Origin of the sequence: Cellulosimicrobium sp. ES-005 (genome assembly GCF_040448685.1) — a bacterium.
In the GTDB taxonomy this organism is placed as follows: domain Bacteria; phylum Actinomycetota; class Actinomycetes; order Actinomycetales; family Cellulomonadaceae; genus Cellulosimicrobium; species Cellulosimicrobium cellulans_G.
Genome location: NZ_CP159290.1, coordinates 37,931 through 51,262, shown reverse-complemented (window position 1 = coordinate 51,262; position 13,332 = coordinate 37,931). Strand labels below are relative to the sequence as shown.

At 73.5% G+C, this 13,332-nt stretch carries 2 protein-coding genes; both read right to left on the bottom strand.

Going from position 1 to position 13,332, the window contains the following annotated elements:
- Positions 1–87: 87 nt before the first annotated feature.
- Complete coding sequence (locus tag ABRQ22_RS00165; RefSeq protein ID WP_353708153.1) at positions 88–9,528, bottom strand: DUF5979 domain-containing protein; 9,441 nt, start codon at positions 9,526–9,528, stop codon at positions 88–90.
- 210 nt (positions 9,529–9,738) lie between these two features.
- A complete protein-coding gene (locus ABRQ22_RS00160) occupies positions 9,739–13,305 on the bottom strand; it encodes a DUF5979 domain-containing protein (protein ID WP_353708152.1) in 3,567 nt (1,188 codons plus the stop codon).
- Between the last annotated feature and the right edge of the window lie 27 nt (positions 13,306–13,332).

The following is a 13,332-nucleotide window of genomic DNA, read 5'->3' as shown; positions in this document are numbered from 1 at the left end:
CGCCACTCGCGGCGACGACGACGGGTCGGTCACCCCGCGGGGTGACCGACCCGTCGCGCGTCGCGGTGGGCGACGGCGTCATGCCCGTCAGGCGGTCCGGAGGCGCCTCGTCACGGTGAGCAGCGCGGCCCCGCCGAGGACGAGCAGCGCGCCCAGGCCGACGAGCCCGCCCGTGGTCGCGCCGGTCACGGCGAGACCCCCGGTCGTGCTCGCCGTGTTGGTGAGCGTCACGTCCGCCACCTCGCCGACGGCGACCGTCAGCCGGGTGGTGCGCTCGCCGTCGACCGTGAAGGCCGGCGTGCCCCACCGGACGCCGTCGATGCTCGGCAGGTCCACCTCGCCGAGCGTCACGACGGTCCCCTCGGGGAGGTCCGCGGGGCCCGTGACGACCGTGCCGTCGGCGCGGACCGTGAGGCGCCCCGACGTCGGGCCGTCGTAGAGCGTCCCGCCCGGGACGTCCGCGGTCCAGGTGACCGTGAACGTGGTGTCGTCGGGCACCCGGCCCGCCGCGTTCCCGGTGACGACCTTGTGCACGGCGAACCCGCCGACGAGGTGCGCGTCGTTCGCGGTGTTGGTCAGGGTGACCGCGACCGCGGTGTCCGCGGCGACCGTGACGGTCGCCGGGTCGACGGCCGCGCCGTCCACCGCGAACGTCGGCTCGCCCCACAGGACGCCCCGGACCTCCGGCAGCGGGGTGCGCTCGGTGAACGTCACCTCGGTCCCCGCGGGCAGGTCCTGCGGCCCGGCGACCACGGTGCCGTCGGCGAGGACGGTGAGCGTGCCCTCCGTGGCCCCGTCGTACTCGACCCCGGCCGGGAGCACGGCGGTCCAGTCGACCTGGAACGCGGTACCGGCCGGGACGAGGCTCGCGGCGTCGCCGCCGACCTCCTTGTGCACGGTGAACCCGCCGGCCTGCGCGACCGCCGTGTTCGTCACCGTGACCGCCACCGGCGCGTCGGCGCCCCCGACCACGACCGTGGCCGGGTCGAACGTCGGCGTGCCCCACGCGATCCCGGGGACGTCGGGGAACGTCGGCTCGGCGAGCGTCACGGCGGAGCCGTACGGCAGCGCGGGCCCGTCGACGACCGTCCCGTCCGCGAGCACGGTGAGCGTGCCGCTCCTCGGGCCATCGAATACGACGCCGTCGGGCACGGTCGCCGACCACGTCACGGTGAACGCCGTGTCCTCCGGGACCGCGCCGGCCGCGGCGCCGGTGAGCGCCTTGGCGACGGTGAACGTGCCGAGCACGGTGTCCGCGGTGTTCGTGACGGTCACCGCCACCGGCTCGCCGTCGTTCTCCGTGATCGTCAGCGCACCCTCGGGGTCGAGGCTCGGCTCGCCCCACGCCACGCCCGGGACCTCCGGCAGCGGCGTCTGCTCCGCGAACGTCACGACCGTGCCCACGGGCAGGTCCCGCGGACCGTCCACGACGGTCCCGTTCGCGAGCACCGTCAGCGTGCCCGCGAGCTCACCCTCGTAGGTGACGCCGTCGGGCAGCGTCGCGGACCAGTCCACGTCGAACGCGGTGTCGCCCGGGACGACGCCCGCCGAATCCCCGTCCACGACCTTCTGGACCGTGAACCCGCCGACGACGCTCGTCGCCGTGTTCGTCACGATGACCGCCGTCGGGGTGTCACCGGTCTCGGTGATCGTCACCGACTCCGGCGAGATCGTCGGGGTGCCCCAGACGACGTCCGGCACGTTCGGCGGCGTCTGCTCCGCGAACGTCACGACCGTCCCCACGGGGAGGTCCTGCGGGCCGTCCACGACCGTCCCGTCCGCGAGCACCGTGACGGTGCCCGTCAGCGGGCCGGGGTAGGTGACGCCCGCGGGGAGCGTCGCCGACCAGTCCACGAGGAACGCCGTGTCGTCCGGCACGATCCCCGCCGCGTTCCCGGCCAGCGCCTTGGCCACCGAGAACCCGCCGACGACGCTCGTCGCCGTGTTCGTCACCGTCACCACGACCGGCTCGTCGCCCTCGGCGATCGTCACCGACTCCGGCGAGAGCTCCGGCGTGCCCCACACGACGTCCGGCACGTCGGGCAGCGGCGTCTGCTCGGCGAACGTCACGACCGTGCCGACCGGCAGGTCGTCCGGGCCGTCGGTGACGGTCCCGTCCGCGAGCACCGTGAGGGTGCCGGTGAGCGGGCCGGGGTACGTCACGCCGTCGGGCAGGGTCGCCGTCCAGTCGACGAGGAACGCCGTGTCGTCCGGCACCACGCCGGCCGCGTTCCCCGCGAGCGCCTTGGCCACCCCGAACGACCCGGTCACCGCGTTCGCGGTGTTGGTCACCGTGACCGCGACGGGCTCGCCGTCGTTCTCCGTGACCGTGAGCTGCGCCGGGTCCACGGACACGGCGCCCCACGTGACGCCCGGGACCGTCGGCGGGGTCGCCTCGGTGAACGTCACCGTGGTCCCGACCGGCAGGTCCTGCGGTCCGTCCACGACCGTGCCGTCCGCGAGGATCGTCAGCGTCCCGGTGAGGAACCCGTCGTACGTGACGTCCGGCGGGAGGGTCGCGACCCACGTCACGGAGAACTCCGTGTCGCCCGGCACGATCCCCGCGGCGTCACCGATGACGGACTTCTGCAGCGTGAAGCCGCCGACGACGCTCGTCGCCATGTTCGTCACGGTGACCGTGGTGGGGGTGTCCCCGGTCTCCGTGATCGTCACGGACTCCGGCGAGATCTCCGGGGTCCCCCAGACGACGTCCGGGACGTCGGGCAGCGGCGTCTGCTCGGCGAACGTCACGACCGTCCCCACCGGCAGGTCCTGCGGGCCGTCCACGACGGTCCCGTCCGCGAGCACCGTCAGGGTCCCGGACAGGTCGCCCGCGTACGTCACGCCGTCCGGCAGCGTCGCGGACCAGTCGACGAGGAACGCCGTGCCGTCCGGCACGACCTCCGCCGCGTTCCCAGCCAGGGCCTTGGCCACGGCGAACCCGCCGACGACGCTCGTCGCGGTGTTCGTCACCGTCACGAGGGTCGGCGTCTCGCCGGTCTCCGTGACGGTGACCGACTCCGGGGAGACGACCGCGTCGCCCCACACGACGTTCGGGACCTCGGGCAGCGGCGTCTGCTCCGCGAACGTCACGACCGTCCCCACCGGCAGGTCCTGCGGGCCGTCCACGACGGTCCCGTCCGCGAGCACCGTCAGGGTCCCGGACAGGTCGCCCGCGTACGTCACGCCGTCCGGCAGCGTCGCGGACCAGCCGACCTGGAACTCCGTCCCGCCCGGCACGATGCCCGCCGCATCGCCCGCGAGCGCCTTCTGCACGGCGAACCCGCCGACGACGCTCGTGGCCGTGTTGGTCACCGTCACCGCGACGGGCTGCCCGTCGTTCTCCACGATCGTCAGCTCGGCACCCGGCGCGAACGACGGCTCGCCCCAGACGACGCCCGGCACGGCGGGGAGCAGCGTCTGCTCCGCGAACGTCACGACCGTCCCGACGGGGAGGTCCTGCGGGCCGTCGACGACCGTCCCGTCCGCGAGCACCGTCAGCGTGCCGGACAGGTCGCCGTCGTAGGTCACGCCGCCCGGCAGGGTCGCGGTCCAGTCGACGAGGAACGCGGTGTCGTCGGGCACGATCCCGGCCGCGTTCCCGGCCAGCGCCTTGGCCACCGAGAACCCGCCGACGACGCTCGTCGCCGTGTTCGTCACCGTCACCACGACCGGCTCGTCGCCCTCGGCGATCGTCACCGACTCCGGCGAGATCTCCGGCGTCCCCCACACCACGTTCGGCACCTCGGGCAGCGGCGTCTGCTCCGCGAACGTCACGACCGTGCCGACCGGCAGGTCCGCCGGGCCGTCCGCGACGGTCCCGTCCGCGAGCACGCTCAGCGTGCCGGACGTGTCGCCGTCGTAGTCGACCCCGGCCGGGATCGTCGCGGTCCAGTCGACGAGGAACGCCGTGTCGTCCGGGACCGCGCCGGCCGCGTTCCCCGCGAGCGCCTTGGTCACCCCGAACGACCCGGTCACCGCGTTCGCGGTGTTCGTCACGGTCACCGCGGACGGCGCCCCACCGTTCTCGGCGACCGTCAGCGTGGCGGGGTCCACGGACACCGCGCCCCACGTGACGCCGTCGACCGCGGGAGGCGTCGCCTCGGTGAACGTCACCGTGGTGCCCACCGGCAGGTCCTGCGGGCCGTCCACGACGGTCCCGTCGGCCAGGATCGTCAGCGTCCCGGTGAGGAACCCGTCGTACGTCACGCCCGCAGGGAGCGTCGCCACCCAGGTCACGGAGAACGCGGTGTCGCCCGGCACGAGGCCCGCGGCGTTCCCGGTCACGTCCTTCTGCAGCGTGAAGCCACCGACGACGCTCGTCGCCGTGTTCGTCACGGTGAGCTCGACGCCCGTCGCGCCCTCGACGATCGTCACCTGGGCGCTCGGCGCGAACGTCGGCGTCCCCCAGACCACGTTCGGCACGTCGGGGAGCGGCGTCTGCTCGGCGAAGGTCACCACGGTGCCCACCGGGAGGTCGGCCGGACCGTCCACGACCGTCCCATCCGCGAGCACCGTGAGGGTCCCGGACACGTCGCCGTCGTAGTCGATCCCGTCGGGGACCGCCGCGGTCCAGTCGACGAGGAACGCGGTCTCGTCCGACACCGCTCCGGCGGCGTTCCCCGCGAGCGCCTTGTGGACCGTGAACCCGCCGACGACGCTCGTCGCCGTGTTCGTCACCGTCACCGCGACGGGTGCACCTCCGTTCTCGGTGATCGTCAGCTCGGCGCCCGGCGCGTACGTCGGGGTGCCCCACACCACGTTCGGCACCTCGGGCAGCGGCGTCTGCTCCGCGAACGTCACGACCGTGCCCACGGGCAGGTCCTGCGGACCGTCCACGACGGACCCGTCCGCCAGGACCGACAGCGTCCCGGACAGGTCGCCGTCGTAGGTCACGTCGTCGGGGAGCGTCGCCGTCCAGTCCACGAGGAACGCCGTGTCGCCCGGCACCGCGCCGGCCGCGTTCCCCGCGACCGACTTGGCGAGCGCGAAGCCGCCGTTCACGGTGCTCGCCGTGTTCGTCACCGTCACCGCGACGCCCGTCGCGCCCTCGACGATCGTCACCTCGGCTCCGGGGTCGAGTACGGGCTCGCCCCACACGACGCCGTCGACCTCCGGGAGCGGCGTCTGCTCCGTGAACGTCACGACCGTCCCCACGGGGAGGTCGGCCGGGCCGGCCACGACCGTCCCGTCGGCGAGCACCGTCAGCGTCCCGGACAGGTCGCCGTCGTACGTCACGCCCTCGGGGAGGGTCGCGCTCCAGCCCACGACGAACTCGGTGTCGTCCGGCACGAGGCCGGCGGCGTTCCCGGTCACGGCCTTGGCCACCGTGAACCCGCCGTCCACCGTCGATGCCGTGTTGGTGACCGTCACCGTGACGGGGTCGCCCCCGTTCTCCACGACGACGAGCGTCGACGCGGGCGCGAAGGACGGCACGCCCCAGACCACGCCGTCGACCGACGGCAGCGGGGCGCGCTCGGTGAACGTCACCGTGGTGCCCACGGGGAGGTCCTGCGGGCCGTCGACGACGGCCCCGCTCGCGAGCACGGTCACGGTCCCGGTCAGCGGGCCCCCGTACGTGACGCCGTCGGGCAGCACCGCCGACCAGTCGACGAGGAACGCGGTGTCACCGGGCACCAGCCCGGCCGCGTTCCCGGTCAGCGCCTTGGCGACCGAGAACCCGCCGTCCACCGTGGTCGCGGTGTTCGTCAGCGTCACGACGACGGGCGCGCCGGCGTTCTCGGTGATGGTGACCGTGGTCCCCGGGTCGTAGGACGGCGTGCCCCACACGACGCCGTCGATCTCCGGGAGCGGGGTCTGCTCGCTCAGGGTCACGACCGTCCCGACGGGCAGGTCGGTCGGGCCGTCCACGACCGTGCCGTCGGCGAGGACGGTGAGCGTGCCGGAGGTGTCGCCGTCGTAGTCGACACCGTCCGGGATGTCCGCGCTCCAGTCCACGAGGAACGCGGTGTCGTCCGGCACGATCCCCTGCGCGTTCCCCGCGAGCGCCTTCGCGACGCCGAACGACCCGACGACCGCGTTCGCGGTGTTCGTCACCGTGACCGCGACGGGCTCGCCGTCGTTCTCGGTGACCGTGAGCTGGGCCGGCGAGAACGACGGCGGTCCCCACACGACGTCGCCGACCTCGGGCAGCGGGGTCTGCTCGGCGAAGGTCACCACGGTGCCCACCGGGAGGTCCGCCGGGCCGTCCACCACGGTCCCGTCGGCCCGGACGGTCAGCATGCCGGTGAGCGGGCCGTCGTAGGCGACGTCCGGGGGCAGGACCGCGGTCCAGGTGACCGTGAACGTCGTGATGTCGGGCACGATGCCGGCCGCGTTCCCCTGGACGTCCTTCTGCAGCGTGAAGCCGCCCACGACGTTCGACGCCGTGTTCGTCACGGTCACGAGCGTCGGGGTGTCCCCCGTCTCCGTGACGGTCAGCGTGGCGGGGTCGAACGACGGGTCGCCCCAGACGACGTTCGGGATCGTCGGGAGCGTCGACTCGGAGAACGTCACGGTCGTCCCTACCGGGAGGTCCTGCGGTCCGTCCACGACCGTCCCGTCGGCCAGGACGGTCAGCGTCCCCGTGAGGGAGCCGTCGTACGTGACGCCGGTGGGCAGCGTCGCGACCCACGTCACCGAGAACGGCGTGCTCTCCGGCACGAGGCCCTCGGCGTCGCCGACGACGTCCTTGGCGACGGCGAAACCGCCCACGGTGCTGGTCGCGGTGTTCGTCACCGTGACCGCGACGGGGGCGCCGTCGTTCTCGGTGACGGTCACCTGGGCGCCCGGGTCGAACGACGGGTCTCCCCAGACGACGTTCGGCACCTCGGGCAGCGGGGTCTGCTCGGTGAGCGTGACGACCGTGCCGACCGGCAGGTCCTGCGGCCCGTCGACGACCGTCCCGTCCGCGAGCACGGTCAGCGTCCCGGACAGGTCGCCGTCGTACGTGACACCCGTCGGCAGCACGGCCGACCAGTCGACGAGGAACTCGGTGTCGTCCGGCACGGCGCCGGCCGCGTTCCCCGCGAGCGCCTTGCTCAGCGAGAACCCGCCGACGACGGACGTCGCGACGTTCGTGACCGTCACCGCGACCGGCTGCCCGCCGTTCTCGCTCACGACGAGCGACTCGGGCGAGATGATCGGGTCGCCCCACTGGACGCCGTCGACCACGGGGAACGGCGTCTGCTCGGCGAACGTCACGACCGTCCCGACCGGCAGGTCCTGCGGGCCGTCCACCACGGTCCCGTCCGCGAGCACGGTCAGCGTGCCGGCGAGCGGGCCGCCGTAGGTCACGTCCGACGGGAGGGTCGCGGACCAGTCGACGAGGAACGCCGTGTCGCCCGGCACCGCACCCGACGCGTTGCCGAGGAGCTCCTTCTCCAGCGTGAACCCGCCGTTCACGGTGCTCGCGGTGTTCGTCACCTGGACGATCGCGGGCTGCCCCTGCCCGACGGTGAGCTCGGCCGGGCTGATGGACGGCGTGCCCCACACGACGCCGTCGATCACCGGCGGCGCGACCTCCGTGAACGTGACGACCGTCCCGACGGGGAGGTCGTCGGGACCCGCGTAGGGCTCACCGTTCCAGAAGAACTCGCCCTCGCCCGTGGTCGGTCCCTGGTAGTCGACACCGTCGGGGATGTCGGCCGTCCACGTCACCGTGAACGCCGTGCCGTCCGGGACGAGCCCCGCGGCGTTGCCGTCCACGATCTTGACGACCGTGAACCCGCCGACCTGCGAGGTCGCGGTGTTCGTCACCGTGACGAGCGTGTTCTGCCCCTCCCCGACCGTCACGGTCGAGGGCTCGACGACGGGCGTCCCCCAGACGACGCCGTCGACCGGGTCCGGGGTCACCTCCGTGAACGTCACGGTCGTGCCGACCGGCAGGTCCTGCGGGCCGTCGACGACCGCGCCGTCCGCGAGCACGGTGAGCGTGCCCGTCAGGTCGCCGTCGTACGTCGCCCCCTCGGGGAGCGTCGCCGCCCAGTCGACCTGGTACTCCGTCGCGGGGTCGACGGCGCCCGCCGCGTTGCCCTGGAGCGGCGCCTTCTGCACCGAGAACCCGCCGGCGGGTGCGCCGACGTTCGCCGTGTTGACGACGGACACGCTCGCCATCGTGCCGTCCGCGGGGACGGTGAACTCGGCCGGGAAGCCCAGCTCGTTCCCGTTGACCCGGAACACCGGCGACCCCCACGAGACGCCGTCGACCTCCGGAAGGGTCGGCTCCGAGACCGTCACGACGGTCCCGACGGGGAGGTCCGGGCCCGGGACGAGGTTGCCGTTGAGCGGGACCTCGAGGTCACCCTCGCCGGTCTCGCTGTCCGGTGCCGGCGTGACGTAGGAGTAGTGGACGGTGAACACCGTCCCGGCCGGGACGTCCGCCGCGGCGGCGCCCGTCACCGTCTTCTGCACGACGAAGCTGGAGGTCGGGACACAGTTGAACGGCCCCGGACCGATCCACGGGTAGTTGTGGATCTCCAGGCCGCTCTGCGAGCCCTCGCCGCCGAACGTGAGGTCGCCGCCGACGTACACCCGCCCGTTCATGTGGTTGTACAGCTGGACGTCCGCCGCCGGTGCCATGACCGACCCCATGAACTGCGCCGCCCCGGCCGGGCCGAGCTGGACCGCGTCGGCGTCGACGAAGTTCCACATGATCCGCGAGGCCCAGTTGCCGAAGTCCGGGCTCCCGAAGTCGTCGAACCGGACGTTGTTCGCGGCGAAGTAGTTGGGCTGGAAGTCGACCGGGCCGCCCACCACGTTGACGACGATCGGGGAGCCGTCGGCGAACCCGTCGAAGTTGAGCGTGTTCACGCCGTTGAGCGCCGCGGCGTCCACCGTGAACACGTGCAGGTCGGTGCTCGTCGAGCCGTCGAAGGTCGCGATGTTGCCCGCCACCGCGGCGGGTGTCCCGGTCAGACCGGCGAACGCCGTCGATGCCTGGGAGACCTGGTCCCCGAAGTCACCGAACGGCGCGAGCGCGGTCGCCGCGCCGAGGTTCGGCCGCAGCTCCCCGCCGTTCGTGTCCACCGTCCCTGCACCGGTCTTCGCCGCGCCGACCTGGACGTCACCGCCACCCTGGCCCGAGTAGCCGGCCCCCACGATGACGTTCGTCGGTGCGACCACGTCGAGGGTGCCACCCACGTGGAGCATGACCGTGCCGGGGTCCGGTGCGATCTGCGAACCCGCCCCGACCGTGCCGACGTTGAACGAGTTCCCGCTGAGAGTCCGGTTGAACGTCGCATTCCCGCCGACGACCAGCACGCCCTCGGCCTCCGAGGCCGACCCCGTGGCGAGGAAGTTCCCCCCGGCGTACACCGAGACGTTGTTGTCCGTGAACTTCGGGGGCAGGTTCCCGATGCCGGGGAACTGGCCCGGGTCGGGGCACTGCCCGACCGCGGCGAACGAGGGTGCGGCCTGGGGCCCGGTGACGAGCACGACGGCCCCGGCGAGCGCGAGCGTCGCGGCGGTGACGGCGGCGACGACGCGGCGCAGAGGGTCGAGCGTGCGGGGGCGGGAACCTCGGGTCATGCGTGCTCCTGGTCAGGCCGGCGACGGCGCCCCGGGTCGCGGCGCCCTCCTCTGTCTCTGAGACATCGCTGCTCTTCCCCCATGACGCATTCTGCGCTGTGATCTCGGTCTCGTCCTCTTGAGACGGTTTGGTCCGGTCGGTCCTACCTCGTCCTCCCGGCGCGACGACGGCCGGCACCCGCGCGGGTGCCGGCCGTCGATCGGTGCGCGTCAGGCGAGGCGGCGCTGCCGGGCGCGGAGCAGCAGGAGCGCGCTGCCGGTCCCGAGGAACGCCAGGGCGAGGACGGTCACGAGCACCGCGTCGGTGCCGGTGATCGCGAGCTCCTCGTCGTCCGCGGTGTTGGTGAGCGTCACGACCACCGTGCCGTCGCCGACCGTCACCTCGGTGACCGCCGTCCCGTCGACCGTGAAGGTCGGCGTGCCCCAGTCGACCCCGCCGATCTCGGGCAGGTCGGTCTCGGTGAGCCGCACGACCGTCCCCACGGGCAGGTCCTGCGGGCCGTCGACGGCGACCCCGTCGGCGCGGACGGTGAGCGACCCCGTGACGGCGCCGTCCGGGCCGTCGTACGCGTAGCCCACGACGAACTCCGTGGTCGGGGGGACGGCGTCGGACGCCTCGCCGGTCACCCGCTTGACCACGGAGAACCCGCCGAGCGCCTGGTTCGCCGTGTTGGTCGCGGTGACCAGCGTGTTCTGCCCGTCGCCGACGACGACCGTCGGTGGGCTGAACGTCGGGACGCCCCACGCGACGCCGGGGACGTCGGGCAGGTCCGCCTCCGTGTAGGTGACGACCGTGCCGACCGGGAGGTTCTGCGGGCCGGCGACGACCGTCCCGTCGGCCGGGACCTGGAGGTAGCCGCCGACGAGGGTGCCGTCGAGCTCGTACGAGTACGCGACGCTGAACTCGGTTCCGGCGGGCACGAGGTCCGCGCGGTCGCCGGTCACCTCCTTGGCGACGGAGAACCCGCCGACCTCGGCCACGTCCTGCGTGGTGTTGGTCAGCGTGACGAGGGTGTTCTCCTCGTCGCCGACCGTCACGGCGTCCGGGGAGAACGTGGGGGCGCCCCAGACGACGCCGTCGACCTCCGGCAGGTTGATCTCGGTGAACGTCACGACCGTCCCGACCGGGAGGTCCTGCGGGCCGTCCACCACGGTGCCGTCCGCGAGCACGGTCAGCGTCCCCGTGAGGGGGCCGTCGTACGTGAAGCCCGTGGGCAGGGTCGCAGACCACTCGACCTCGAACGCCGTCCCGGGGGGCACGCTCCCGGCGAGGTCGCCCTCGACCGTCTTCGCGAGCGAGAACCCGCCGACCTGCGCGGTCGCCGTGTTCGTCACGACCACGCCCGCGACCGCGTCCCCCTCACCGATGGTGACGGTGCCGGGCGAGACGGTCGGCTGCCCCCAGTCCACGCCGGGGACGTCGGGCATGGTCTGCTCCGTGAACGTCACGACCGTGCCCGCGGGCAGGTCCTGCGGGCCGTCCACCACGGTCCCGTCCGCGAGCACGGTCACCGTCCCGGAGGTCGGACCCTCGTAGCCGGAGTCGGGCGGAACCTCCGCCTCCCAGGCGACGACGAACGCGGTGCCCGGCGGCACGGCCCCGGACGCGTCGCCCGTGACGGTCTTCTGCACCGCGAACCCGCCGACCTCCTCGGGCGCGATCGCCGTGTTGGTCACGGTCACGGCGACGCTCGTCGGCCCCTCGACGATCGTGATCGGAGACGCGGGCTCGAGCGTCGGCAGGCCCCAGACGACACCGTCGACGTCGGGCAGCGGCTGCTGCTCGACGAGCGTCACGGTCGTGCCGACCGGCAGGTCGGACGGGCCGTCCGTCACGCTCCCGTCGGCGAGGACGGTCAGCGTGCCCGACGTGTCGCCGTCGTACGCGACACCCGCGGGGACGGTCGCCGTCCAGTCGACGAGGAACGCGGTCTCGGACGGGACGACGTCGGCCGCGTCGCCTTCGAGCACCTTCTGGACCGTGAAGCCCCCGACCACGGCGTCCGCGACGTTGGTCACCGTGACCGCGACCCCGGTCGCGCCCTCGACGACCGTGATCGGCGACGCCGGGCTGAGCACGGGGTCGCCCCACTCCACGCCCTCGACCTCCGGCAGCGGCGTCTGCTCCGTGAGCGTGACGGTCGTGCCGACCGGCAGGTCGGACGGGCCGTCCACCACGGTCCCGTCCGCGAGGACGGGCAGCGTGCCCGACAGGTCGCCGTCGTACGTGGCCCCCTCAGGGAGCGTGGCGTCCCAGTCGACGAGGAACGCGGTGTCGTCGGGCACGAGCCCCGCGGCGTCGCCCGTCACGGCCTTGGCCACGGAGAACCCGCCCACCACCGGGACGGCACCACCGTTCGCCGTGTTCACCACGGTGACCGTGACGGTCTGGTTCTCCTGGATCGTGAACTGGGCGGGGTCGCCGAGCGGCTCCCCGTTCACCTGGATCACGGGCGTGCCCCACTCGACGCCCGGCACCGTGGGCAGGTCGGTCTCGGTGATCGTGACGACGGTGCCGACGGGGAGCGTCGGGCCGCTGACGAGCGCACCGCTGATCGGCACGACGAGCGTGTCGCCGCCGGTCGTCCCGTCCGGCTCCTCGTACGTGTACTCGACGTCGAACGTCGTGTCCGCGGGCACGTCGGCGGCGGCCTCGCCCGTGACGGTCTTCTGGACGACGAAGCTCGCCGACGGGATGCAGCTGAACGGCCCCGGGCCGATCCAGGGGTAGTTGTGCTGCTCGTTGCCGCTGCCCGACGTCGTGAGGTCGTTGCCCGCGTAGACGCGCCCGTTGGTGCTCGACGTGAGCGTCACCTGGTCCGCGGACGGGGCGAGGATCGAGCCGACCCACTGCCCCGCGCCGCTCACGGTGACGTCGCTGCTCCCCGTGAAGTTCCACATCAGCCGCGCCGCGGCGTTGCCGATGTTCGCCGGGTCGTCGACGCGCGCGCCGTTGATGTCGACGTAGGCGGCCGAGACCGTGACGGGCGCGTCGCCGACGACGTTCACGACGACGGGTGCGCCGTCCGGGACGCCCACGAAGAAGAACTCCGACGCGCCGTCGAGGACGGCCGCGTCGACGGTGAACGCCTGGAGCGTCGTGTTGCTCGGGTCGGTGCTGGTGAACGTGACGCGCCCTCCGTCGCGCGCCGCGGTCCCGGTCGCCGGGACCGCGCCGAGCACGGCCGACTCGTCGACGATCACGGTCTGGAACCCCTCCCACGGGGCGAGCGCGGCGTCCGTGCCCATGTTCGTCTCGACCGCGCCCCCGTTGGTGTCGAGCCCGCCCGCGTCCTCCAGGTCGCCCCCGACGTGCACCGCGCCGCCGCCGTCGAGGTTGGCGCCCACGATGACGTTGGTCCCGGCGGCGATGCTCATCACGCCGCCGACGTGCAGCATGGGCGACCCCGGCTCCGGCACGATGCCCGAACCGGCGCCGACCGTGCCCACGTTGAAGCTCCCCGGGGTGTCGAACGTCGCGTCGCCCCGCACGACGAGCACGCCCTCGCTCTCGGCCGAGGTCCCCGTCGCCGTGTAGTTCCCGCCCGCGTAGACGGCGACGTTGTTGTCGGTGAAACCCGGGACCGGCACGGGTCCGACGTTCGGGAAGTCGTCCGGGTCGGGGCAGAACCCGATCGCCGCCGCGGCGGGCCGGGCCTGCGGGCCGGCCACCAGCGCGACCGCACCCGCCAGCGCGAGCACGGCGGCGACGAGTGCCGCGGTGACCCGACGAGCACGGTCGAGGACGACGGGACGGGTGGGCGAGCGGTAGGTCATGCCGTGCTCCAGGATCGGTGACGTCGG